At 40.8% G+C, this 26,197-nt stretch carries 22 protein-coding genes; 9 read left to right on the top strand and 13 right to left on the bottom strand.

Translation table 11 applies throughout. From position 1 onward, the window contains the following. Window positions 1–319: 319 nt before the first annotated feature. Both egtB and egtD read left to right on the top strand, forming a co-directional pair. Window positions 320–1,591 (top strand): ergothioneine biosynthesis protein EgtB, encoded by a 1,272-nt coding sequence (gene egtB, locus J8L73_RS07090; RefSeq protein WP_211015724.1) that lies wholly within the window; start codon window positions 320–322, stop codon window positions 1,589–1,591. Then, window positions 1,588–2,562 (top strand): L-histidine N(alpha)-methyltransferase, encoded by a 975-nt coding sequence (gene egtD / locus J8L73_RS07085; protein WP_211015722.1) that lies wholly within the window; start codon window positions 1,588–1,590, stop codon window positions 2,560–2,562. Before egtB ends, egtD begins: the two co-directional genes overlap by 4 nt. Before the next feature lie 6 nt (window positions 2,563–2,568). Here egtD and J8L73_RS07080 read toward each other — a convergent pair whose 3' ends face one another. The 4 genes from J8L73_RS07080 to pxpB all read right to left on the bottom strand — a co-directional run bounded on the left by J8L73_RS07080 (window position 2,569) and on the right by pxpB (window position 7,209). Continuing rightward, complete coding sequence (locus tag J8L73_RS07080) at window positions 2,569–3,354, bottom strand: PhzF family phenazine biosynthesis protein (protein WP_348771968.1); 786 nt, start codon at window positions 3,352–3,354, stop codon at window positions 2,569–2,571. Between the two features lie 37 nt (window positions 3,355–3,391). Further along, window positions 3,392–5,065, bottom strand: a complete 1,674-nt coding sequence (asnB, locus tag J8L73_RS07075; RefSeq protein WP_211000122.1) for an asparagine synthase B — start codon at window positions 5,063–5,065, stop codon at window positions 3,392–3,394. Window positions 5,066–5,615: 550 nt separating this feature from the next. After that, window positions 5,616–6,548 (bottom strand): biotin-dependent carboxyltransferase family protein, encoded by a 933-nt coding sequence (locus J8L73_RS07070; protein WP_211015718.1) that lies wholly within the window; start codon window positions 6,546–6,548, stop codon window positions 5,616–5,618. Then, a complete protein-coding gene (gene pxpB, locus J8L73_RS07065; RefSeq protein ID WP_211015716.1) occupies window positions 6,541–7,209 on the bottom strand; it encodes a 5-oxoprolinase subunit PxpB in 669 nt (222 codons plus the stop codon). Before pxpB ends, J8L73_RS07070 begins: the two co-directional genes overlap by 8 nt. Before the next feature lie 195 nt (window positions 7,210–7,404). On the opposite strand from pxpB, the gene msrA reads away from it, so the two are divergent. Continuing rightward, window positions 7,405–8,694, top strand: a complete 1,290-nt coding sequence (msrA, locus tag J8L73_RS07060; RefSeq protein WP_211015714.1) for a peptide-methionine (S)-S-oxide reductase MsrA — start codon at window positions 7,405–7,407, stop codon at window positions 8,692–8,694. Window positions 8,695–8,935: 241 nt separating this feature from the next. Then, window positions 8,936–9,670, top strand: a complete 735-nt coding sequence (locus tag J8L73_RS07055; RefSeq protein WP_211015712.1) for an amino acid ABC transporter substrate-binding protein — start codon at window positions 8,936–8,938, stop codon at window positions 9,668–9,670. A gap of 553 nt (window positions 9,671–10,223) precedes the next feature. On the opposite strand, the gene J8L73_RS07050 is transcribed toward J8L73_RS07055, so the two are convergent. The 9 genes from J8L73_RS07050 to J8L73_RS07010 all read right to left on the bottom strand — a co-directional run bounded on the left by J8L73_RS07050 (window position 10,224) and on the right by J8L73_RS07010 (window position 19,836). Then, window positions 10,224–11,105 (bottom strand): LysR family transcriptional regulator, encoded by an 882-nt coding sequence (locus tag J8L73_RS07050; protein ID WP_211000117.1) that lies wholly within the window; start codon window positions 11,103–11,105, stop codon window positions 10,224–10,226. 335 nt (window positions 11,106–11,440) lie between these two features. Further along, window positions 11,441–12,097, bottom strand: a complete 657-nt coding sequence (locus J8L73_RS07045; RefSeq protein WP_211015710.1) for a CoA transferase subunit B — start codon at window positions 12,095–12,097, stop codon at window positions 11,441–11,443. Between the two features lie 14 nt (window positions 12,098–12,111). Then, the gene (locus J8L73_RS07040; protein WP_211015708.1) at window positions 12,112–12,810 is read right to left on the bottom strand and encodes a CoA transferase subunit A; all 699 of its coding nucleotides are present in this window, start codon (window positions 12,808–12,810) and stop codon (window positions 12,112–12,114) included. A 45-nt stretch (window positions 12,811–12,855) separates the two neighbouring features. Next, window positions 12,856–13,758: a hydroxymethylglutaryl-CoA lyase gene (locus J8L73_RS07035; protein ID WP_211015706.1), complete on the bottom strand. Its 903-nt coding sequence runs from the start codon at window positions 13,756–13,758 to the stop codon at window positions 12,856–12,858. Next, window positions 13,758–15,749: an acetyl/propionyl/methylcrotonyl-CoA carboxylase subunit alpha gene (locus J8L73_RS07030; RefSeq protein ID WP_211015704.1), complete on the bottom strand. Its 1,992-nt coding sequence runs from the start codon at window positions 15,747–15,749 to the stop codon at window positions 13,758–13,760. Before J8L73_RS07030 ends, J8L73_RS07035 begins: the two co-directional genes overlap by 1 nt. An 8-nt stretch (window positions 15,750–15,757) precedes the next feature. After that, the gene (locus J8L73_RS07025) at window positions 15,758–16,528 is read right to left on the bottom strand and encodes an enoyl-CoA hydratase/isomerase family protein (protein ID WP_211015702.1); all 771 of its coding nucleotides are present in this window, start codon (window positions 16,526–16,528) and stop codon (window positions 15,758–15,760) included. A gap of 13 nt (window positions 16,529–16,541) precedes the next feature. Continuing rightward, window positions 16,542–18,161: a carboxyl transferase domain-containing protein gene (locus tag J8L73_RS07020; RefSeq protein ID WP_211015700.1), complete on the bottom strand. Its 1,620-nt coding sequence runs from the start codon at window positions 18,159–18,161 to the stop codon at window positions 16,542–16,544. Window positions 18,162–18,171: 10 nt separating this feature from the next. Then, window positions 18,172–19,347 carry an isovaleryl-CoA dehydrogenase gene (locus J8L73_RS07015; protein WP_211015698.1) on the bottom strand — a complete coding sequence of 392 codons (1,176 nt, stop codon included), beginning with the start codon at window positions 19,345–19,347 and terminating at the stop codon, window positions 18,172–18,174. 54 nt (window positions 19,348–19,401) lie between these two features. Beyond that, window positions 19,402–19,836 carry a MerR family DNA-binding transcriptional regulator gene (locus J8L73_RS07010; protein ID WP_089347611.1) on the bottom strand — a complete coding sequence of 145 codons (435 nt, stop codon included), beginning with the start codon at window positions 19,834–19,836 and terminating at the stop codon, window positions 19,402–19,404. A gap of 330 nt (window positions 19,837–20,166) precedes the next feature. On the opposite strand from J8L73_RS07010, the gene J8L73_RS07005 reads away from it, so the two are divergent. From J8L73_RS07005 to J8L73_RS06985, 5 genes are all read left to right on the top strand, one after another. Next, window positions 20,167–21,348: an acetyl-CoA C-acyltransferase gene (locus J8L73_RS07005; RefSeq protein WP_211015695.1), complete on the top strand. Its 1,182-nt coding sequence runs from the start codon at window positions 20,167–20,169 to the stop codon at window positions 21,346–21,348. Window positions 21,349–21,451: 103 nt separating this feature from the next. Further along, window positions 21,452–22,942 carry a CoA-acylating methylmalonate-semialdehyde dehydrogenase gene (locus J8L73_RS07000; protein ID WP_211015694.1) on the top strand — a complete coding sequence of 497 codons (1,491 nt, stop codon included), beginning with the start codon at window positions 21,452–21,454 and terminating at the stop codon, window positions 22,940–22,942. A 141-nt stretch (window positions 22,943–23,083) separates the two neighbouring features. Next, entirely contained in the window at window positions 23,084–24,241 is a 1,158-nt protein-coding gene (locus J8L73_RS06995) for an acyl-CoA dehydrogenase family protein (protein ID WP_211015692.1), read from the top strand. Window positions 24,242–24,251: 10 nt separating this feature from the next. Beyond that, on the top strand, window positions 24,252–25,037 hold the full coding sequence (locus J8L73_RS06990) for an enoyl-CoA hydratase (RefSeq protein ID WP_211015690.1): 786 nt from the start codon (window positions 24,252–24,254) through the stop codon (window positions 25,035–25,037). Then, complete coding sequence (locus tag J8L73_RS06985; RefSeq protein WP_211015688.1) at window positions 25,037–26,188, top strand: enoyl-CoA hydratase/isomerase family protein; 1,152 nt, start codon at window positions 25,037–25,039, stop codon at window positions 26,186–26,188. The genes J8L73_RS06990 and J8L73_RS06985 overlap by 1 nt, the downstream gene beginning before the upstream one ends. Window positions 26,189–26,197: the final 9 nt, after the last annotated feature.

Below are 26,197 nucleotides of genomic sequence, written 5' to 3'. Positions count from 1 at the left end.
TATGAGTTAAATATTAAATGTAAATGAATTTGTATTTAAAACGCTGTTTATATGGCCAAAATTATGATTTAGCAATGTTTGAGTAAAAATCGATAAGTTCAGTTAGCGTTAAAAATTAGTTTGGTATTAAAAGCATTATGGTACTTGATTAAACAAATAAAGATCATATTTTTTTGATTATTTAATACTGACTAGTGAGAGTAGTCATTATTTTATAGGCTGATGTTTTGCTTTAATCAAGTTGTAATATGAATATGATTTAACACTACTCAAGGTCTAGACTATATTTTAAGTAAATAGGCAAAGGATTAATACTATTATGAGTCAGAGCGCTGTAAGCACCTCCCATAACAATGAGCTGGTTAAACGTTTTATAGGTATAAGAAGCAACAGTTTAAATATTATTGCTTCTTTGAGTGCTGAAGACTGCCAGTTACAAGCGATGGCAGATGCAAGCCCCACTAAATGGCATTTAGCGCACACTACATGGTTTTTCGAAACTTTTTTATTAAGTGCTCACGATGAGCAGTACAGTGTATTTAATCCGCATTTTAAAATGTTATTTAACTCTTACTATAACGGCATAGGGGAGCAGTTTAAGCGCGCAAACCGCGCAAGTTTATCAAGGCCAGCGCTTGATGAAGTAATAGCTTATAGAGACTACGTAGATAAGCATGTGACTCAATTACTAAATACCTCGCTTAGTGATGATATTAAAAACATCATTGAACTTGGCTTAAATCATGAGCAACAACATCAAGAACTGATGCTCATGGACATTAAATATAATTTTTCTGTTAACCCTTTATATCCACAGTACCTTAGTCCATCACAGCTCTACACAGACAAACAAGCCGATATTGAAGCTATGGAGTTTATAGAGTTTGATCAAGCAATTATTAATATAGGCACAAATGCAGAAACTGAATTTGCATATGATAACGAACAGCCAAAGCATCAAGTACTCATTCATCCATTTAGCTTTGCAAACAGGTTAGTTACCAATGGCGAATATTTGGCCTTTATTAATGCGGGCGGTTATAACACCGCCGATTATTGGCTAAGTGATGGCTGGGCAAATATTCAAGCGAATGAGTTAACGCAACCGCTATATTGGCAGTGTATTAATGGACAGTGGTATGAATTTACACATTATGGCCTACAGCCACTTAATTTAAATGCACCCATTTGCCATATTAGTTATTTTGAGGCCAGTGCTTACGCTAATTTTGTAAAAGCACGTTTGCCAACTGAGTTTGAATGGGAATATGCGGCTCAAAATAGTGCGACAAATAAAACGATTGATGACAACTCAATGCCGGCGCCAGCAAAAGGTGAGGCAAACATAGAACAATTAAGTGATGCATGTTGGCAATGGACTAATAGCGCGTATTTACCTTATCCCGGCTTCAAACCTATTGAAGGGGTGGCAGGTGAATACAATGGCAAGTTCATGAACAATCAAATGGTGTTGCGTGGCGGGTGTGTACTTACCCCAAATAATCACCTGCGACAAACCTACCGAAATTTTTATTACCCACACCAAGCGTGGATGTGCAGCGGAATTCGACTAGCAAAGGACATACTATGAGCCAACTAACAGCAATAAAGCAGTGCAGCATAACCGATACCGAGTTTTTAAACGATGTATTAAGCGGGCTCGCCCAACAACAAAAAACACTGCCATGTAAGTATTTTTATGATGACAAAGGCGCTGCATTATTTGAGCAAATAACGTCACTAAAAGAGTATTACGTGACACGTACAGAACTGGCAATTTTAGAAGATTATTCAAAAGCAATTGCAAATATGCTTCCTGAAAACCTATCAATTATAGAGCCAGGCTGTGGGTCGGGTAAAAAGGTAGCGTATTTACTCGCTCACATGAGCAATGTTAAAACGTTTGTTCCTTTTGAAATATCCTCAGAAATGCTTAACTACTCACTGGCGCATTTATCGCCGCTATTTCCTGAGTTATCTATTTCGCCGCTACTTGGCGATTTCACTCATAGCCAAATGGTAAAGCAGTTAACAAAAGATACATCCCTAGATAGCCAAACAAACTTAGTTTATTTCCCAGGCTCTACACTTGGGAATTTTGCACCCGTAAAAGCCATTGAAATTATGAATAACTTTCATCGCTTATGTGGTGTAAATGGTTATGTATTAATTGGCATCGATTTAGTAAAAGAGCGTCAAGTATTGCTCGATGCTTACGACGACGGCGCAGGTATCACCGCTGCGTTTAATAAAAACTTACTACAAAGAATTAATAACGAGCTTAACGGTACTTTTGATTTGGATAACTTTAGTCACGAATCACGCTTTAACGAACATCATAGTCGTATAGAAATGCACTTAGTGAGTAAGTGCGACCAAAGTGTGGTTATAAATAACCAACAAGTAGATTTTATAAAAGGTGAAAGCATCCATACTGAAAATTCACATAAGTATACTCTTGAGTCGTTTAAACAACTTGCAGGGCAGGCTAACTTAAACTTAGAGCAAACATGGCAGGATGATAACAACTACTTTGCACTTTGCTTATTAAGGCCGCAATAAGCTTATTTAACTCACTTCAACATGGCCGTGGTTATATATAAACTCTAACAACGCGCCATTACTTGATTTTTGTTCTAACTGAACTTTATTTAAACCAGTTAGTTTAAATAAAATTGGCGCAATAACTGATACCGCAGAGCCTGTGGCTGCATCTTCATTTACGCCAAATTGCGGTGCAAAATACCTAAAATGCGCTACTGCTTTATCGCTGTTATAACGGGGGATGCACAGTGCAATAACTGCATTGTTATGAGCTTTAGCTAAGCTGTCAAAATCAACCTGTAAGCTTTCTAAATTTTCTTTTGAGTCAAACAGCAAAATCGTATAACCATTTTCGTTTGCACTACTGTACGTCGCTTTAATAGGAAGAGAAAACAGAGCGGCTAGTTCTTTTTTATAATTTGTTTTATACATCCTGAGTGTTTGTAGTTTGAGATGTGCTTTTTGCCTTTTAATATTTATATTAAATTCTTCATCTGAGGATGACACAAATACATTAGGGCAGTAATTGAAGTGACTTGTTAAGCATTTAGCGGCTGCTAACGACCCGTGACCGCAACGTTTAATTTCGTTTGTTTGATTAAACCAGCGAATTTTACACCTAGGTTTGGTTATTTCATTTAAGTTTAAAAATACGGTGGCTGGGTGTTTAGACTTTGATGCTATGAGCTGCATCATTTTAGAGGTAAGCCCATTTTTATAAATAACGATTAAGGCGCTTGAGCCTAATAAGTTATGTTTATGGCTATAAAAAACAGATTCGGTGAAGGTGTGTTTAATAAAGCGCAGCATAAGCCAAAAGGGCCTATGCTGCGTTAAACAAGTGCGATTAGCCTTTGCTTGCATATGCGTCGTTATGAACGCCAGCAGCTCGACCAGAAGGATCTGCATTATTTTGAAATGATGCATCCCATGCAAGTGCTTCAGGGGTAGAACACGCCACTGACTTACCATGAGGTACACACTTAGCTGATGCATCACCTGGGAAATGCTCTTCAAAAATTGTACGGTAGTAGTACGCTTCTTTTGAGTCTGGTGTATTAATAGGGTATTTAAACTTAGCATTTGCAAGCTCTTGGTCACTTACTTGCTCGTTTACAAACTCTTTTAATGTATCAATCCAGCTGTAGCCAACACCATCTGAAAACTGCTCTTTTTGGCGCCATAACACTTCTTCTGGTAGGTAGCCGTCAAAGCCTGCACGTAAAATGTCTTTTTCGATCTTGCCATCTTTACACATTTTAGCTTCAGGGTTAATGCGCATTGCTACATCAACAAATTCTTTATCAAGGAACGGTACACGTGCTTCAACGCCCCATGCCGCCATTGATTTATTAGCACGTAAACAGTCAAACATATGTAGTTTTGACACTTTGCGGTTTAACTCTTCATGAAACTCTTGTGCGTTTGGCGCTTTATGGAAGTACAAGTAACCGCCAAATAGTTCATCTGCGCCTTCACCCGAAAGCACCATTTTAATACCCATTGCTTTAATTTGACGAGCCATTAAATACATAGGGGTTGATGCGCGAATAGTGGTTACATCGTACGTTTCAATGTGGTAAATAACTTCACGTAGTGCGTCAATACCTTCTTGAATAGTAAAAATGATAGGGTGGTGAACAGTACCGATCATATCAGCCACTTTTTGTGCAGCCGCCAAATCAGGTGAACCTTCAAGACCAACAGAGAATGAATGAAGCTTAGGCCACCATGCATCGCTTTCATCATTATCTTCAATACGTTTTGCAGCAAATCGCTGTGTAATAGCCGAAATAACAGATGAGTCTAAACCACCAGAAAGCAATACACCGTATGGTACATCACACATTAGCTGGCGTTTAACTGCCGCTTCTAATGCTTCTTTAACATCTTGAGCTTCTGCGCTGTTATCTTTAACTGCGTCGAAAGTTTCCCAGTCACGTTTGTAATAAGGTTTAAGCTCACCATCTTTGCTGTAAAGGTAATGACCAGGAGGGAATTCTTCAATGTGCTTACAGATTGGCGAAAGTGCTTTAAGCTCAGAGGCAACATAAAAGTTACCGTGCTCATCGTGGCCTGTGTAAAGTGGAATAATACCAATGTGGTCACGGCCAATTAAGTAAGCATCATTTTCTTCATCGTATAAACAAAATGCAAAAATACCATTTAGATCATCTAAAAACTCAGGACCTTTTTGTTTATATAACGCTAAAATAACTTCACAGTCTGATTGAGTCTGAAATTTAAAATCAACCTCTAATTCTGCTGCCAGTTCTTTGTGATTATAAATTTCGCCGTTAACCGCTAAAATATTTGTTTTTTCTGGGTTGTATAAAGGCTGTGCGCCGCTTGATACGCCAACAATGGCTAAGCGTTCATGCACTAAAATCGCTTTTTCAGATGAATAAACACCAGACCAATCAGGGCCTCGATGCCTAAGTAGCTTTGACATTTCAATTGCTTGGGTTCGCAACTGAGCGGCGTTAGATTTAATATCTAATACACCAAAAATTGAACACATAGTAACTCCTCATTCCTATTATGTGTGCGGCAAGGCAACTTTGCGATGCTGCGAAACCTTGTTTTATCAGAAATAATTACTCAAGTCACACTGCTTTTACAATTAATTGAGAATAATTTATGCACCAAGGCAGAGTTGAGTGCACCAAAAAGGTTAAAACGTGGTTGCAATGATTGTTTTTACACCATTATTGCTGTTCAAAGCTTGAGCTATCGTGAGCTTGAGCGTGTTTATATGGGATATTTACACATAATTTCAGCACCATTGTGGTGCATGATGTATAGAAGGCAAATACAAATTAACCATCAAATTTAAATCTAAAAAGTGTGCATTAATAATATTAAAGCTTACTTACAAGGAGCTATTTATGGGTTCTAGTATTCGCTGTGCATTCCAAATACCACTTAATGGGCAAGGCTTATGCTGTGACCTTTAATTAAAAGTGCCTTGGTTATATAGTTCAAACATATATTTTGTAAAGCCAATTACAAAATATATGTTATTAAGCAGCCAATAACTCAAATTAAACATGAGGCACTTTCAAGACAAGTTACTTTTTATTTTTTAGTGCAATTTTTAATTGTTCTAAATGGCCACTCAATTTGTGCTTCGCTTTAGCTGCATCTTCAATAGTAACGTATTCAAACTTTACTAAATCACCCGGTCTAAATTGTGCAAATTGATGAAGATCTGCTTCTATCACAGTCCCAAGTAAAGGATAGCCACCAGTAGTTTGAGCGTCATTTAGTAATACAATAGGATCACCATTTGGTGGTAATTGTATGCTACCTGGGCTAACGCCAATTGATGGTAGTGAGTGAGTATGTGTCAGTGAGTTGACTGCATTTTCCAGCTTGACTCCCATGCGGTTGCTATTATAAGACACCTTAAAGCGTGTATTTATAAAAACATCCGCAATAACATTCCCAAGAATGTGGGTATGTGGGCTTGCGTAAACTCTAATTATTTGTCGTTTAGGGGGGGCTAACGCACCTGTTTGTTTAAAGTTATTATTAATGTATTCGTCTATTGGTAAAATAACGCCTGCGCTTAGCGCTTTGCCATTAAGCCCGCCAAAAGAAGCATTTAAATCAGTAGCGCGCGAATCCATAATTACCGGTGTTTTAATACCACCTTTAACCGCTAAATAGGCTCTCAATCCTGCGCGTCCTGTATTAAAGCATATAGTTTGGTTGGCCCTAACTTTATAACTCCAGCCTGGGTAAATTGGTTTACCATCTATGCTTGCTTGTAAGTCGGCACCATGAAGTGCTATTTCGGTGCTGCATAAAAACGCCAACTCGCATAAGCCAACAGTAATCTCAAGTACTGCGTCATTGTCGTTATTATTTATCAAACGATTAGCAATCACTTGTGCGTAGGGATCTAAACTGCCTGTTTTACTTACCCCTAAGTGCCTATAACCTGTTCGACCAAGATCTTGTATGCTTAATTGCACGCCTGGCTTTATCACTTTAATCATGGGTAATATCCTCACTTAAACTACACGGAACAAACTCAAGCGTATCACCGGGATTAATTAAACAAGGTGTTTGTAAAGTGTGGTCGAATAATTGAGTGCTAGTTTGGCCAATAATATGCCAACCACCAGGAGTGTCGGCAGGGTAAATAGCTGTTTTGTCAGCTCCAATGGCTACAGAACCTTTTGGCACCTTTGTGCGGGGCTCTTTGCGCCTAGGCGTGTGTAAACGTTCATCAAGGCCATGTAAGTAAGCAAATCCGGGTTGAAAACCTAAAAATAAAACGTGGTAATGGGTTTTACTATGGATGTTGACAACATCTTCAGTGGTTAAATTATTATATTGTGCGACGTAGGCTAAATCTTCGCCGTTATAAACAGTATTAATTTTATGATGCTGGGATTTAAAAGATGTGCTTTTTACGTCATCCCAAATAGTTAATAGTGTTTTTTGCCATTTATTTAAATTTTGGGCGTTTTTTAAATACAAAGTAAGAGAATTCATCGCGGGTACTAAATCAGTAAAATCGCCGCTTTGCTTGCAATATTCTGCTAGTGTCCAAATTTTTTTTTGGATAGAGAGTACGTTATTTGGTTCTAAATGCGATGCATCAAAGAGTAATGAGCTGTTACTTAATGCAAAAAGGGAAGGGATCTGACTCATAAATAACCTGATAAAAACAACATATTCTAACGCTAACACAGATAAATTAATTAGTTCATAGTGTTGCGATGAATGAATAGGCATAAATAAATCTTGCAAGCTAACCTGAACTCTGTGTACTTATAAACGTATAGATGAAATTAAAAACACGATAAGGAGGTCTTACTTAGCACGTACATGTTTAAGAGGCATTTTATGAAACACCAGCATTTATTATATTTATCAGGCGCTGCTATTATATTTAGCGCAGGCAGTTTTGCTTTATCGATGGAAAAAGTAGAACACAGTAATTTAGAAGCCACAACGCATGTTGAAACCATAGTACTAGGCTCAGGGTGTTTTTGGGGGGCTGAAAAGCGTTACGAAGCGCTAAATGGTGTTATTAATGCAGAGTCGGGTTATGCCGATGGAAATGGCTTTAAAGCAACGTATAAAAACATAACTGATCAATCACGACGGTTTGACGAAAATAATTACGCTGAAGTTGTACAAGTTATGTATAACAGCAATATTATTTCATCAGAGGATTTACTTAAAACTTACTTTGAAAGTCACGACCCAACGCAAAAAAATCGTCAAGGTAACGACGTAGGTACACAGTATCGCTCAATTATTTTAACTACTTCAGATAAACAAGCCGAAATTGCTAAGCAAGTTAAGTCGCAGTATCAGCAACTATTAACAGACGCTAGTTATGGCAAAATTACCACACAAATTAAACCGCTTGAAGGGTTTGTATCAGCTGAAGAGTATCACCAAAATTACCTTGAAAAGAACCCAAATGGTTATTGCCCCGATCATTCTACCGGTGTTGTTTTTAATAAAAAACCAACCGAAAAAGTTGATAACGCTATGTTATTAACAGGCAAGCAAATTGTTGTTCTTGATTCACGAGAGTACTGCCCATACTGTGAAAAGTTTAAAAATACAGTGGCTAATGATTATAAAGGCACAGTGCCTATGTCGTTTCGTCATGCAGATCAGCTTGAAGGTTTAAAGATTAAATCGGCGACGTGGGCTACGCCTACGATACTTTTTTTAGAAAATGGTGAAGAAGTATATAGCCGTCAAGGTTATGCAAGCCCAGAAGAGTTTTATAAAGCGCTAGGTGCTTTCAAACTGGGTAAAAGTGATGCATATAGAGTGGCATTTAATGCAAGAACGGATCGACCTTACTGCAAGGAATATAAAGCGTTTAAAAATACGCCGGATGGTGTATTTGTAGATAAGTTAAGTGGAGAGCCATTATTTGATACACGAGATAGATTTAACTCAGGTACAGGTTGGTTATCATTTAAACATCCAGTAAAAAATAGTGTCACTCAGCATGATGATAGTAGTTGGGGTATGCAGCGCATAGAACTCAAATCTAAAAGCACAGGTATTCACCTTGGGCATTTATTCCCTGGAGAGGGGCCAAGAGGCACAGACCGTTACTGTATAAATGCGACAGTGCTAGAATTTGTCCCTCGTGATAATTCTTAAGTAATTGTAAAAGAGCTTGGTATTTACTCATGCTAATACCAAGCTCTTTATTACCGTGATCAAATGGTGATTTTACAATCTGTAATAAACTAGAAGCTGTTAAATGATGTCAAATACCTATAATTACATATGAGTTAATAAATTTAGTTATTCAAGTTGGCAGGTAACGGTAAGTAAACCTAAACTAATATAAAATCTTCGATAATGGTGAATTATTAAAACACTCACGTTTTTACTTTCTATGACCACTATACTAGCTTGCGGTAATACTATTGCAGAGCCTAAAAAGAAATATGTGGTTGGTGTGGAGAATATCGAGTATCTGCCATTTTATGATGGCAGTATGACCACCATGCAAGTATATACGGGTTTTAGTCGTGCACTTTTAGAGTTGTTTGCTAAACAAAACAATATACAGTTTGAGTTTTATACGTTACCTATCCCAAGGCTTTACAAAGAATTTGTTGAACACCAACGTGTAGATTTTAAATATCCTGATAATCCTAACTGGCAAAAATCTTATAAATTAAAACAGCAGGTTAGTATCAATTATTCACAGGATTTAATTGTTCCGCATACTGGCATTGCTTCATTAAAAGAAAATATCAGCTTAGGCGATTGCAAAATTATTGGCAAAGTGAGGGGGTTTACCTTACAAGGTATCCCTAGTTTAACTAATAAAGCTAATGTGCGTATTGTAGAGTCTGAAAGTGTACTTGATATGATTTATTTACTTTATAAAAAGCGTATTAATTGCATCTATATTTCACATAACGTGCTTACCTACAACATCAAAGAATTTTTTGACGTGGTTGATCCTGTGTATTTTCAGCATCATCTACCTATAGCTAAGCAAGCTTATAAGCTATCGAGTGTTAATTACCCTGAAGTAGTTCACAAATTTGATATTTTTTTAAAAGAAAATACAGAAGAGATTAATGAATTAAAACGTCGACACCACATAATGATGGAATAATAAGCCAAAAATAAAAACGGCCCATATAAGGTCACCACCCCATATGAACCGTCTTTCACACTGACAACATCTTACACACACAATATAAGATTTGGTTTGCTACACAGTAGCTAATTTATTTATTGCATGGTGCTGGTGGAATAAAAAACAGTCCAAACCAAGTCACCACCTGACCTGAACTGCTTTTTCACACTGACAACATCTTACACACACAATATAAGATTCTTTTCTTACCTAGTTAGAGCTATCACATCCAAAAAGGTTGCATTTATTTGGAGCAAAACAATAAATAAAATTAAAGTATTTAATTATTTGCTTTCGATAAATTAACTTTAAAATAAACGTAGCAGCTCGACAAACGATAAAAATAAAACTAATAAGTGAAAAAAATTAAGCTATAGACTTTAGTCTAACTCGCGAGGCTATAGTGATGATTTTTATAAGTATAATAAAAGTTTATTTAACGAGGAGAGAAGGGCGAAGATTAGGCAACTATTTTAAAATAACTAAAAAGTAGTATTGCGTATTTTAAGCGCTCGCCGCCCTGTATAAGTTAATTTTGGATTTTTCGAAATGTAGATACCACCCATTTAGCAAACAGATCTAGCGCAGGATTAGGTGTGTTAGTTTCATGCTGTACTAAGTAATATTTATCTTTAGTGGTAAGTGGTCGTTCAAATAATTTATATAACCATTGTTCATCAAGCCAGCTTTGGCTAATGGGTAATGGAATAAGTGAAATACCGATACCTTGCTGCGCTGCACGGGCAACACCAAACATGCTGTCTATTTGAATGATTTGTGAAGGCGAGAAGTCATCAATCCCTGCTTTTTCTGCCCATTGATGCCATGCCCATGGGCGTGCTTTATGCAGAATAAGTGGTACTTGATTAAGCGCTTGGCAATGATCATCTTTCCATTGCTTTAAAAGCTTTTCATTACAAGCAGGTATATATTCAAGATTAAATAGCTCTGTAGCTAAGCCTTCGGTGGGTTTACTCGATGATAAAACAATAGATAAATCGCTATGACGGGTTAACTCTTTGCGAGTCTTTAGCGTATCCATTTGCAAGTTTATATTAGGATGCTCTGATGTCCACTCACTTAGCTTTGGCATGAGCAATTCGCTAGCAAAAAATTCAGGCAACGTAATTGTTAAATTAGTATTTTGTTGCATTTGGCTAAATTCATTAATAGTGCCCTCTAGAGTGCTAATAATGGGCGATATAGCATCAAAAAAGTTTTTACCTGCTGTAGTTAAACTAATAGAGCGTGTTTTACGTTGGAATAGCTCTATTCCAAGTTGTTCCTCAAGTTGTTTTATTTGATGGCTTACCGCAGACGGCGTTAAATACAGCTCATTGGCTGCATGCTTAAAACTTAAACTTCTTGCTGCAAAGCAAAAAGAGCGGAGGCCACGTATAGGAGTTTGCATGTTTTCCAGTATTATTTAATTTATTAAGACGCCTATGTAAGGCAAAAATCGAACCAACTATTTAATATAATAATATCATATAGTTAAAAATAAAACTGGCGCTAGTTCACAAAAAAGGTGCAGACTATCTACAAATTAGTGCAATTAATCTAAGCGCTTACATTTTATTTATAACGCTATTATAGATATAAATTTACTACAGATGTATGAATAAGACAGTAATAGGCAAAAAAAATCCCTCTTGCGAGGGATTTTGGGTAACTCAGCGCCATTGGCACTGGGAATGAGGTCGGTACATGGTAAAGCTATTTAAATTTTATGATCAGCAACATTATTTAAAAAACCATTTCTGGTACTTCACCGTCAACAAGTAGTTTACCTGCTGTTTTACTAATGATTTCATCAACTGATACGCCAGGAGCACGTTCTAATAAATGAAATGCGCCGTCTTTAACTTCTAATACGGCTAAATCTGTTACTATTTTTTTAACGCAATTAACGCCTGTAAGCGGTAAAGAGCAGTTTTCTAGCAATTTAGAGTCACCATGCTTACTTGCATGGGTCATAGTAACAACAATATTTTTCGCGCCAGCGACTAAGTCCATCGCGCCACCCATGCCTTTAATCAGCTTTTTAGGGATCATCCACGACGCAATGTTGCCGTTCTGGTCTACTTCAAATGCACCCAGAACGGTTAAGTCTACATGACCACCCCGTATCATGGCAAAACTATCTGCACTATTAAATATGGCTGCGCCTGTTGCAGCTGTCACGGTTTCTTTACCCGCGTTGATCATATCGGCGTCTAATTCTTCTTTAGTAGGGTATGGTCCCATGCCTAACAGACCATTTTCGGACTGTAACATAACTTCTATGCCATCAGGTACATAGTTTGCGACGAGTGTCGGAATTCCTATGCCTAAATTGACGTAGTAGCCGTCTTGTAGTTCTTGTGCAACGCGCATTGCAACTTGTTCACGTGATAATGCCATAACTGTGCTCCTGCTTAATCTCGTGTTGTTACACGTTCAATGCGTTTTTCAAAGTTACCCTTAATAACGCGATTTACAAAAATACCTGGGGTATGAATTTGGCTGGGCTCAAGCTCACCGGGTTCTACAATTTCCTCTACTTCGGCAACGGTAATTTTACCTGCTGTTGCCGCCATAGGGTTAAAGTTCATAGCGGTGTGTCTAAACACTAAATTACCGTATCGGTCGGCTTTCCATGCTTTTACAATGGCAAACTCACCCGTTATAGACTCTTCTAAAATATAAGGGCGACCGTCAAACTCTTTAACCTCTTTACCCTCAGCAACAGGGGTACCGTAACCTGTAGCGGTATAAAACGCCGGGATACCTGCACCGCCTGCACGCATTTTTTCAGCAAGCGTGCCTTGCGGGGTAAGCTCTACATCAATTTCGCCACTAAGAAGTTGTTCCTCAAATAGGGCATTTTCGCCAACGTATGAGGCAATCACTTTTTTTATTTGTTTGTCTTTGAGTAAAATACCCAACCCAAAGTCATCTACACCGCAGTTATTAGACACTACCGTTAGCTCTTTAGTTTTCATGTGCTTAATGTGTTTAATTAAGCCCTCAGGAATGCCGCATAAGCCAAAACCACCAGCAATTACGGTATCGCCATCTTTTAAACCTGCCATTGCAGCTTCGTAACTAGAAACCACTTTATCAAAACCGGCCATGAGACTCTCCTCATTGTGTTAACTGCCATTTGGCGAGTCAAACTATTATTTTTGTGTGTTGTGCATTGCAATTGCCACTTTGCTTACAGGGGCTTTGCCAAGTGCTTGCGTAATTTGCCAACCTGCGTTACTTAACCTTTGTAAATCAATTCCATGTTCAATGCCAAGCCCATTGAGTAAGTAAACAACATCTTCAGTGGCAACATTTCCTGACGCACCCTTTGCATAAGGGCAGCCGCCAAGGCCTGCAACAGCGGCATCAACCGTTGCTATTCCTAAGCTAAGTGCTGCGTAAATATTAGTGAGCGCTTGGCCATAAGTATCATGAAAGTGAACCGCTAATTTAGCTTTATCTATGTGTTGTAATAATAAAGATAACACCTCGGTAATTTTATTGGCGGTACCAACTCCTACGGTATCGCCAAGGCTTACCTCATAACAGCCAAGTGCAAGTAGCTTTTGTGTTACTTCAAGCACTTTTTGTGGCGCTATGTCACCTTCATACGGGCAACCAGCAATGCAGCTTACATAACCACGCACGCGTATGTTATTGGCTTTTGCAAACGCCATTACTTCACTAAAGCGCTCAATACTCTCATCAATGCTGCAGTTTATGTTTTTTTGGCAAAACGATTCGCTTGCAGCAGTAAAAATAGCAAATTCTCTAACACCTGCATCTAGGGCAGCTTGAGCACCTTTTAAATTAGGCGTAAGGGCACTTAAATTTACATGGGGTAAATCAAGTGCTTTTATCACGTCGGCTGAGTCGGCCATTTGTGGCACCCATTTAGGTGATACAAATGCGCCTGCTTCTATATCTTTTAAGCCTGCATCACTGAGTGCATTAATTAAGGTGATTTTATCTTTTGAAGACACCGCTTTTTCGTTTTGCAGACCATCGCGGGCACCCATTTCTACAATACGCACTTTTTTAGGAAAGGCGGACATTACGATGCCTCCTGCGCCGTGGTATCTTCTACAATTGCAAGTAGGGCACCATGGGTTACAAGTTCGCCCTCGGCAAAACAATAACTTTGTAAAATACCATCGTGTGGAGCGCTCAGTGTGTATTCCATTTTCATGGCTTCAATAATAACAACCGCATCGCCTTTGGTTAAAGTGCTTCCTACTTCAACTAAATGCTTAACGACTGTGCCATTAAGTGGCGCAGCAAGTGGCAGTGCGTCATTTTCATGGCTGCTAATGTAATGTTTAGTATTTAAAGCAAGCTTGATTTGCAGCGCACCAAACATCACGCTAATACTGTTATCAACATGGCTTACATGGGCGGTAAATTTTTCGCCATTAATAAACACGCTGTATACGTTTTGGATTATTTCACCCGTTACCTCAAACGGTTTTTCATTATGGTTAATGACATAACCCGCTTTAGTTTTAACGGCGTTTATAGGTAAATCTGTAAATGGAACATCCACTTTTTGCGGTGCATTAAGCGTAAAACCACTTAATTGTTGCCAAGGGCTTGCACTTTGCTTTGCTTCGTTTTTAGCGCTAAGCGATTCAAGGTAAGCAAAGGCTGCAATTACGTGTGCTTTTTCAAGTTCGATACTATCAACACTCACTAATGCTTCACCTTGCTCAGCGATAAAGTGGGTACTTGGCGCACCTTGAGCAAACGTAGGGTGGCTTGCTAAGTTATGTAAAAAGCCAATGTTAGTGCTAAAACCCGCTAAGTGAAATTGCTCAAGTGCTTGGCGTAAACGCGATAATGCTTGTTCTCGGTTATCATCATGCACAATCAGCTTTGCAATCATAGGGTCGTAAAACGGGCTTATTTCATCGCCTTGTGCAATACCGGTATCAATACGTACAAATTCACTATTAAGTGGTGTGCTTAACGCTTCTATTGTGCCAGAGCAGGGAATAAAGTCGTTACTTGGATCTTCTGCATAAATACGCGCTTCAAAACTATGACCCAGTAATTGAATATCACTTTGTGTTAGTGGCAGCGTTTGCCCAGCGGCAATATTAATTTGCCAATTAACTAAATCTACACCAGTTACCATTTCGGTTACTGGGTGTTCTACTTGCAGGCGCGTGTTCATTTCCATAAAGAAAAACTCATCTCCGCACAGCAAAAACTCAACCGTACCTGCACCTCTGTAATTTATTGCCAGGGCACAGCGTACTGCGGCTTCACCCATTTCTTTGCGTAGTTCATCGCTTAAACCAGGCGCAGGGGCTTCTTCAATTACTTTTTGATGACGGCGCTGCAGGGAACAATCCCGATCACCTAAATACACACAGTTACCGTGGTTATCGGCAAATACTTGCACTTCTACATGGCGAGGCTGGTTAACGTAGCGTTCAAGCAGTACTAAGTCGTTACCAAAACCAGCTATTGCTTCACGCTGTGCGCCCTCAAGTGCAGTTATAAAGTCTTTGGCTTGCTCAACAACGCGCATGCCTTTACCGCCACCACCAAAGGCCGCTTTAATTAGCACGGGGTAGCCAATTTTTTCAGCCTCAGATTGTAAAAAAGCAGGGTCTTGATTATCACCATAATACCCAGGCACTAGCGGCACATTGGCAGCGGCCATTATTTCTTTAGCGCGGGTTTTAGAGCCCATAGCCTCTATGCTGCTTGCAAGTGGGCCAATAAACGCAATATTGTTAGCTTCACAGGATTTAGCAAATTCGCTGTTTTCAGATAAAAACCCATAACCTGGGTGAATACAGTCAGCGCCTGCATTTTTAGCTACTTGCAAAATTTTGTCGGCGACTAGGTATGAGTCTTTACTGGGTGCTGGGCCAATGTGGTAGGCCTCATCAGCGATTTTTACATGTTGTGCATGTTTGTCGGCGTCAGAATAAACAGCCACCGTCGTTAGGCCCATTTGTTTTGCACTTCGCATTATACGGCATGCAATTTCACCACGGTTGGCAATTAATATCTTTTTTAAATTGTGTGTGTTCATAGTTAATCCTACAGTTGCCAAGCGGGAGGGCGTTTATCAAAAAAGGCACTTAGCCCTTCCTGGCCTTCATCAGATACACGAATTTTTGCAATACGTTCGGCCGTGAGCTCAATAAGTTCATCGTTAATTGGCTTATTTGCTACATCATTAATTAATGACTTAGCGGCTTTTACAGCGACAGGGCCGTTATCGATTAATGTTTGCAGCATGTTATCAAGCGCACAATCTAAATTACCGGTTACCTGATGAACCAAACCAAGTTGTTTTGCTGTGTGGGCATCAAACACCTCGGCGGTTAAAAAGTAGCGACGCGCAGCGCGCTCACCAATGGCTTTAATTACATAGGGGCTAATTACCGCAGGAATAAGCCCCAGCTTTACTTCACTTAAGCAAAACTGGGCATCATCTTTACTTAGGGCAATATCGCAACATGCAATTAAGCCTAACGCTCCGCCAAACGCAGCGCCTTGTACAGCACATATGGTTGGATGAGGGGAGGTCGCTAACACCTGCATTAATTTAGCGAGCTGCATAGAGTCGGCAAGATTATCGTCGTAATTGTTATCAGCCATTGATTTCATCCAGGCTAAATCGGCACCTGCAGAAAAATGCTTTCCTTCAGTTTTTAAAACCAAAGCGCGAATATCGAGCGTATTTGCATGCTCTATGCACTGAATCAGCTCGTGTATTACTTCACTATTAAATGCGTTACGTTTTTCAACTCGGCTTAAAACAAGTACAGCCACATTAGATTTTGTTATTTGTAGTGTTACTGACATTTTTGCGCTCCGGTTACATTCTAAATACGCCAAACTTAGAGTCTTGCTCGGGTGCATTTTTAGCTGCACTTAAGGCAAGGCCTAATACGTTACGCGTATCGGCAGGGTCAATAATGCCGTCGTCCCACAAGCGCGCACTTGCGTAATACGGATGGCCTTGCTCTTCGTATTGATCAATAATTGGCTTTTTAAAATCGCTAACTTCTTGCTCGCTCATGCTATGGCCTTTACGTGCTAAACCATCTTGCTTAACTTGCGCCATTACACCTGCGGCTTGCTCACCGCCCATTACTGAAATACGGGCATTGGGCCACATCCACATCATGGTTGGTTCAAATGCGCGGCCACACATACCGTAGTTACCCGCGCCGTAAGAGCCACCAATTAGCACCGTAAATTTAGGCACATCGGCACACGAAACCGCCATCACCATTTTAGCGCCGTGCTTTGCTATGCCTTCAGCTTCGTATTTTTTACCCACCATAAAGCCGGTAATATTTTGTAAAAACACTAAAGGAATATTGCGCTGAGCACACAGCTGAATAAAGTGCGCGCCTTTTTGCGCCGACTCACTAAATAAAATGCCGTTATTAGCCACTATGCCAACCGGGTTGCCATAAATGCTGGCAAAACCGGTGACGAGCGTTTCACCAAAGTAACGTTTAAATTCATCAAATGATGAGTCGTCCACTGTGCGCGCTATTACTTCGCGTACATCAAACGGCTTTTTAAGGTCGGTGCCTACAATGCCGTAAAGCTCGTTTATATCGTAACGTGGCGGTTTAATATCCTCTAGCTCTTGTTTAAGTAACGGCGCTGTAGGGCGCGTGTAGTTAATACGCTCAATACATTGGCGCGCAATAGACAGCGCATGCACGTCGTTTTCAGCAAAGTGATCAGCAACCCCTGATATTTTACAATGCACATCCGCACCGCCTAATTCTTCAGCGCTTACTACTTCACCTGTGGCTGCTTTTACAAGCGGCGGGCCTGCTAAAAATATAGTGCCTTGCTCTTTTACAATTATGCTTTCATCGGCCATTGCGGGTACGTATGCGCCACCAGCGGTACATAAACCCATTACCACAGCAATTTGAGGAATACCTTTACCCGACATACGTGCTTGATTGTAAAAAATGCGGCCAAAATGCGATTTATCAGGAAATACATCGTCTTGCTCAGGCAGGTTAGCACCGCCCGAGTCAACCAAATAAATACACGGTAAGTGGCAGCGCTCAGCTATGTCTTGTGCGCGTAAATGCTTTTTAACAGTAAGTGGAAAGTACGTACCGCCTTTTACAGTGGCATCGTTTGCGATGATCATGCACTCAATGCCTTTAACTCGGCCAATACCTGCCACTACACCTGCACAGGCAATTTCTTGTTCGTACACACCAAAGGCTGCAAATTGCGAAATTTCTAAAAACGGTGAGCCTTCATCTAATAAAGTACTAATGCGGTCGCGTACAAATAATTTACCCCGGCCTTCGTGGCGCTCCTTTAATGCAGCACCACCGCCTAAGCTAATAGTGGCCACTTTATTATGTAAATCATCAACTAAAGCCGCCATATTTTTGTGATTTTGCACAAAAGTAGGATCGTGAGGATTAACGCTCGATTTTAATATCGTCATAACTTAATCCTTAACGGCTTTCAGTGAATAGTTCGCGGCCAATTAGCATGCGGCGAATTTCTGATGTACCAGCGCCAATTTCGTATAATTTGGCATCACGTAGTAAGCGCCCTGTGGCGTATTCGTTTATGTAGCCGTTACCACCTAAAATTTGAATGGCATCTAGCGCCATTTTGGTGGCAAGCTCAGCGGCATATAAAATAGCACCAGCGGCATCTTTACGAGTGGTTTCCCCGCGGTCGCAGGCTTTTGCAACCGTATAAACGTATGAGCGCGCTGCATTCATTTGCGTATACATGTCGGCTACTTTGCCTTGAATTAACTGAAATTGCCCAATAGGGGTGTCAAACTGTTTACGCTCATGAATGTACGGCACAACTATATCCATACACGCTTGCATAATGCCAAGTGGGCCTGCAGCAAGTACCACACGCTCGTAATCAAGGCCGCTCATTAGTACCTTAACGCCTTCGTTTAAGTTACCTAAAATGTTTTCTTCGGGTACTTCGCAGTTTTCAAACACCAGTTCACAGGTGTTAGAGCCACGCATGCCAAGTTTGTCGAGCTTTTGCGCAGTAGAAAACCCAGCAAAGCTGCTTTGTACAATAAAAGCGGTAATGCCTTTAGCGCCGGCGTTTAAATCTGTTTTTGCGTAAATAACAAATGTGTGTGCGTCGGGGCCATTGGTGATCCACATTTTATTACCATTTAAAATGTACTTATCGCCTTTTTTTTCGGCTTTAAGTTTCATCGATACCACGTCAGAGCCTGCATTAGGCTCGCTCATGGCAAGGGCACCAATATGTTCGCCGCTAATAAGCTTAGGTAGGTATTTTTCTTTTTGTGCTTGATTACCGTTACGGTTAATTTGATTTACACACAAGTTTGAATGCGCACCATAGCTTAAGCCAATTGAGGCACTAGCACGGCTAATTTCTTCCATTGCAATTACATGCTCTAAGTAACCTAAGCCTGCACCGCCAAAGTCTTCAGAAACGGTCATGCCCAGTACACCCATTTCGCCCATTTGCGGCCAAAGCTGATTAGGAAACGCGTTTTCCATATCGGTTTGTTCTGCAAGCGGTGCTATTTCTTGGCTTGCAAAGCTATTTACATGGTCGCGGATCATATCGGCGGTTTCGCCTAGGCCAAAGTTCATCTCTTTATAAAGTGAAATAGTGCTCATGATTCATTCCTGTGTGAGTGTGTGTTGTCAGTGTGTTTTTATTATTAAAATAGGCTACTCGTCTATTTTATTGAGTGTGTCTCTGCAGCGGCGCTCCGCTGTCACTAATTCCATAAGCACAACTTTTATATCGTCCATTTGTTGAGAAAGGTCGGCTTTTTTCTCAGCTATTAAGTCGAGCATAGTCACCAGCTGTTTAGCGCTTGATTTATCGGCGTCGTACAGTTCAAACAAACGGCCTGTTTCAGCAAGCGTAAAGCCTAAGCGTTTACCGCGTAATATAAGTTTTAAGCGAACTTTGTCGCGCTTTGAATAAATACGGGTTTGGCCGTTACGCTCTGGGCTTACTAAGCCTTGGTCTTCGTAAAAACGAATAGAGCGGGTAGTAATATCAAACTCTTTAGCTAAATCGCTAATGCTAAAGGTTTGTTCGTTACTGCCAGGTACGTTGGCTGAACTTGCGAAGTTTGTTTGGTTATCTGGTTTCATAGTTGTGTTTACCTCATTCGAATAACTCCAATATAAGTGAAGTTTACGTAAAGGTAAAGCTCAGTGTGGTATGAAACTATTTATAAAGGAGTGTTGGCGTGAAATGTTAAATTTAATTATTAATATTCAGTGGTTTATTTTTATTTGCATTGATTAACCGTACTACTGGAAAATAAACCTTACACTTTTAAAACTAAAAATTAAGCGCTTTTTAGTTGACGTTAGCGTAAACGTTAGTATTGTGTATGGGTATTAAATAATAAATGAATACTAAATTAATAGAGCAAATATTCTAACAACTATTTGCATAGAAATACAACGGAGTTAGTTATGACTTTAGAATCAGTGGTAATTGTAGCAGCTAAGCGTACGCCTATGGGCGGCTTTATGGGCGCATTAACCGATGCACAATCTACCGAGCTTGGCGCTACCGCCATTGCAAGTGCACTGGCACAAACTGGTTTAGCTAATGATGCAATAGATGAAGTAATTATGGGCTGTGTTTTGCCAGCAGGCCTTGGACAAGCGCCTGCTCGCCAAGCCATGTTAAAAGCAGGCCTTGCTCTGGGTACCGGTGCCACTACCATTAATAAAGTATGTGGTTCTGGTTTAAAAGCAGCCATGCTAGCAAACGACTTAATTAAAGCGGGCTCAATTAGCAGCGCAATTGCCGGCGGTATGGAAAGCATGAGTAATGCACCTTACTTTATACCTAAGGCGCGTGGTGGTATGCGAATGGGCCACGGTGAAATTAAAGATCACATGATGAGCGACGGCCTAGAAGATGCTTACGATAACAAAGCAATGGGCTGTTTTGCACAATACATCGCCGATGAGTACGGCATTGGCCGTGAGCAAATGGATGAGTTTGCCCTGGGCTCGTTAAGTAAAGCTAATACAGCAATTGAAAACGGCAGCTTTGAGAACGAAATTGCGCCGCACACCATCAAAACCCGTAAAGGCGATGTAACCGTATCGGTTGATGAGCAACCCGGTAATGCCCGCCCAGAAAAAATACCAAGCCTGCGTGCTGCCTTTAAAAAAGACGGCACCATTACGGCGGCTAATTCATCGTCAATTTCTGATGGTGGCGCAGCGCTTATATTAATGAGCGAATCAAAAGCAAAAGCGCAAGGCTTAACACCGCTTTGTAAAATTGTAGCGCACAGCACGCACTCTCAAAAACCAAGTGAATTTACAGTAGCACCTGTGGGCGCAATGAACAGCGTGCTTGAAAAAGCAGGTTGGACTACCGCTGATGTAGACCTGTGGGAAATTAACGAAGCCTTTGCAATGGTTACCATGCTTGCTATTAACGAATTAAAGCTTGATGAGAGCATAGTAAACGTAAATGGTGGCGCGTGTGCACTTGGCCACCCAATTGGTGCCAGCGGCGCGCGAATTTTAGTCACGCTTATTCACGCACTTAAAAACCGTGGCCTTAAAAAAGGCATTGCGTCTTTATGTATTGGTGGCGGCGAAGCCGTAGCCATGGCTGTAGAGGCTTACTAACAAAGCAGTTAATTAACTAACAGCAACTAAAATGCACCGTACTTATACTAATAACAAAACGGTGCCATTTTTTAAAAGAACACACTAACAACAGGATTTACACATGCACCAAGTTCCACTACTTATAAATGGCGAATTTGTTCAGTCGGCTTCTAAAGAGCTTATTGATGTAATTAACCCCGCAAATCAAGAAGTACTTGCACAAGTTCCATGTACTACCGACTCAGAAATGGATGCAGCTATTGCCTCGGCCTCAGAAACATTTAAAACGTGGAAAAACGTGCCAATTACCGAGCGTGCCCGCATTATGATGAAATACGCGGCGCTATTAAAAGAGCACCACGATGAGCTTGCAACTATTATTTGCCACGAACTAGGTAAAACGTTTGAAGATGCTAAAGGCGATGTATGGCGCGGTATTGAAGTAGTAGAACAAGCAGCTAACGCACCGTCATTAATGATGGGCGAAACAATGGAAAACGTTGCCCGTAAAATAGATACCTATTCTTACATGCAGCCTCTAGGCGTTTGTGCAGGCATTACTCCGTTTAACTTTCCGGCGATGATCCCACTTTGGATGTTTCCGCTAGCTATTGTGTGTGGTAACACCTTTATTTTAAAACCCTCTGAGCAAGACCCGCTCACTCCCATGCGTTTAGCTGAGCTATTTATTGAAGCCGGCGCACCAAAAGGCGTATTACAAATTGTTCACGGTACAAAACCACAAGTAGACCGCCTACTAGAAGATAAAGCCGTGCGTGCAATTTCGTTTGTAGGTTCGTGTGGCGTAGGTGCTTATATTTATTCTAAAGGCACACAAAACCTTAAGCGCGTGCAAGCGTGTGTGGGTGCTAAAAACCACATGGTTATTATGCCAGATGCGAGTAAGTCACATGTTGTAAATAACCTAGTTGGCGCCTCAGTTGGTGCCGCAGGCCAGCGCTGTATGGGTATTTCGGTTGCTGTGTTTGTAGGCCAAGCAAGCGAGTGGGTAGATGAAATAAAAGCAGGCTTTGAAAACGTACGCCCAGGCGTATGGGATGATAAAAACGCAGCCTACGGCCCACAAACATCAAAAGCCGCAAAAGAGCGTATTTTATCGCTTATAGCAAGCGGTAAAGAGCAAGGCGCAACTTGTTTAATAGATGGTTCACACTTTACTGTAGAAGGCTTTGAGCAAGGAAACTGGGTTGGCCCAACACTATTTACCGATGTAACCAAAGAGATGGATTTATACAAAGAAGAAATTTTTGGTCCTGTGCTTGCCTGTATGTTTGTAGATACGCTAGATGAGGCAATTGCCCTTATTAACGAAAGCCCATACGGTAACGGTACATCACTATTTACTTCAAGTGGTGCTGTTGCTCGTAAATTTCAACACGAAATAGAAGTAGGGCAAGTGGGTATTAATGTGCCTATTCCGGTGCCGCTGCCGTTTTTCTCGTTTACAGGTTGGAAAGGCTCGTTTTATGGCGATACTCACACCTACGGGAAGCAAGGTATACGTTTTTACACAGAAACTAAAACCATTACCTCACGTTGGTTTGAAGACGACATTGCTTCAGGTCCAAACATGAGCATTAATTTAAAATAAACACACTCAAAAATAATAATAAAGAAGAGCGCAAAGGCTAAACTCGCTGACAAGCAACTAGAACACACACATCAGCCTTTGCCGCTCTTCACACCTATCCCAATAGGGCACACTAACAACACACAATTAAAGAGGTCTAACATGGACTTTAACTTATCAGAAGATCAACACGCCTTTGCAGAAACAGCACGCCAATTTGCCGAATCAGAGCTTGCCCCACATGCAGCAAAGTGGGATCGCGAGCATATTTTTCCTAAAGAGTCGATTAAAGCCGCAGGCGAGCTTGGTTTTTGTGGTTTATACACGCCAGAGGAAGCCGGCGGCCTTGGGTTATCTCGTTTAGATTCAAGCATTATATTTGAGCAGCTTGCTATGGGCTGTACTGCAACAACGGCCATGTTAACCATACATAATATGGCGACCTGGATGGTGGCAAGTTTTGGTACCGACGCAGTTAAAGACACATACGTAGAACAATTAGTAATGGGCGAGCTACTTGCCTCTTATTGTTTAACAGAGCCAGGCTCAGGCTCAGATGCGGCATCACTAAAAACAAAAGCCGTACTTGAGGGTAATGAGTACGTTATTGACGGCTCAAAAATGTTTATATCGGGCGCGGGCGAAACCGAAGTATTAGTGGTAATGGCGCGCACTGGTGGTGAAGGCGCAGCGGGTATTTCGGCATTTGTAGTACCGGCCGATGCTAAAGGTGTTGAATACGGAAAAGCAGAAGAAAAAATGGGTTGGAATGCACAACCAACACGCTTAATTAGTTTTGAAGATGTGCGTATACCTGCGCACAACTTATTAGGTAAAGAAGGTGAAGGCTTTAAATTTGCAATGCAAGGCTTAGATGGCGGGCGCATTAATATTGCAACGTGCTCAATTGGTACAGCACAAGCCGCGCTAAACACGGCAAAAAGGTACTTAAAAGAGCGCACTCAATTTGGTAAGCCACTGGCTGCGTTTCAAGCACTACAATTTAAAATTGCAGATATGAATACCGAACTTGTAGCAGCACGCCAAATGGTAAGGCTTGCGGCATTTAAACTTGATAATAACGACGCTGAAAAAACAACCTACTGCGCCATGGCTAAACGCTTTGCGACCGATGTTGGCTTTAACGTGTGTAACGATGCACTGCAAATTCATGGTGGTTACGGTTACATAAAAGAATACCCGCTTGAGCGCCATGTACGTGATGTGCGCGTTCATCAAATTTTAGAAGGCACAAACGAAATTATGCGCGTAATAATAGCGCGCCGTATTTTAGCTGAATCTGCAAGCGACGTTTTATAAGGAGCAAGTTATGTCACAATCAAAGCCGTGTATTGAATTAACAACCGAAGGCCATGTTGCTATTTTAACTATGTGTAACCCGCCAGCTAATACCTGGACAAAAGACACCTTAATTGACTTAAAAAACAAAGTTAACGAGCTTAATAACAACAAAAATATTTATGCCTTAGTACTTACCGGCGAAGGCGAGAAATTTTTTAGCGCCGGTGCCGATTTGAACGTATTTGCCAGTGGCGATAAAGGCGTTGCCGCTGATATGTCGCGTGTATTTGGCGAAGCATTTGAAGCACTGACTAATTTTACAGGGGTGTCGGTTGCGGCCATTAATGGTTATGCCATGGGCGGCGGGCTAGAAGTGGCGCTTGCGTGTGATATACGCATAGCAGAAGAGCAAGCACAAATGGCACTGCCAGAGGCAAAAGTGGGTTTATTACCGTGCGCGGGTGGCACACAAAATTTAGCATGGCTTGTAGGTGAAGGCTGGGCAAAACGCATGATTTTATGCGGCGAGCGCTTAAAAGCCGATAAAGCCTTGCAAATTGGCTTAGTAGAAGAAGTAGTCCCACAAGGTGAAAGCTTTGCAGCGGCGTTAAAACTTGCCAATCAAGTAAGCGAACAAAGCCCAAGCTCGGTAGCTGCATGTAAAACGCTTATACAAAAAGGCCGCCATCAACCTATGGCAAGTGTATTACCACTTGAGCGTGAATTGTTTGTTGGTTTGTTTGATACACAAGATCAACAAGAGGGTGTAAGTGCCTTTTTAGAAAAACGCCGCGCTAACTGGGTAAACGGCTAATGAGTAATTTAACGTTATTAAATAATGCAGACGACCCCGTGCTATTTGAAACGGCAACCGCAGCAAACGGCAGCTTAATTGGGCTTATTACACTTAACGTACCAAAAGCATTAAACGCACTCAATTTTGACATGATCAAATTATTAGAGCCGCACCTGCGCGCTTGGCAAGACGATGATGCAATTGCAATGGTTATTTTAAAAGGCGCAGGCGATAAAGCCTTTTGCGCTGGTGGCGATGTAGTTAGCCTGCATCATGCAATGGCGCAAGGTAAACCCACAAGCCTTGTTGAAGAGTTTTTTACTCTTGAGTACCAGCTTGATTACCTTATTCATACCTTTGATAAACCAATTCTAGTTTGGGGTAACGGCATAGTAATGGGTGGCGGTTTAGGCCTAATGGCCGGTGCTAGCCACCGGGTAGTAACCGAAACATCGCGCATTGCTATGCCAGAGCAAACCATTGGCTTATACCCAGATGTAGGCGGCAGTTACTTTTTACATAAAATGCCACAAGGTGTGGGGCTATTTTTAGGGCTAACGTCGGCTTCTATTAATTGTGAAGATGCATGCTTTGTATCGCTTGCCGATCACTTTATCGACAGCACTAAATATGATGACATGCTAGCGCAAATTTTAGCTGCTAAGTGGGGCAAAACTGCAAGCTTAAATCATGAGCGTTTAACTAAATTATTAACCGATTTAGATAACCAATCTGCGCGTATGCCAAAAGGTAATATTAAAGCTAACTTAGCAACCATTCAAAAATTAGCTGAATTTAATACGCTACAAGAACAAGTTGATTATATTTTAGGCCTAACTACTGACGATAAATGGCTGCAACGCGCCCAAAAGTCACTCAAGCATGGCTGCCCACTAAGTTGTGCACTTGTAAGTGAGCAATTAAAAGCCAGTAAAGGCAAAAGCTTATTAACGTGTTTTAAAATGGAGCTGGGTATGTCGGTACGCGCTGGCGAAGTAGGTGAATTTCAAGAAGGCGTAAGAGCACTATTAATAGATAAAGACGGCGCGCCTAATTGGCAATACAAAACACTGAGCGATGTACCACAAACAATAATAGATAGCTTTTTTGCTAATCGCTTTGGCGAAAATCACCCACTCAATGGCTTACACACGCCATCACACACATAAAGGAAAGAC

This window comes from Pseudoalteromonas sp. MMG006, from assembly GCF_018101025.1.
Lineage (GTDB): Bacteria > Pseudomonadota > Gammaproteobacteria > Enterobacterales > Alteromonadaceae > Pseudoalteromonas.
The sequence above is the reverse complement of the archived record's forward strand: the minus strand, read 5'-3'. Positions and strand labels throughout refer to the sequence as shown.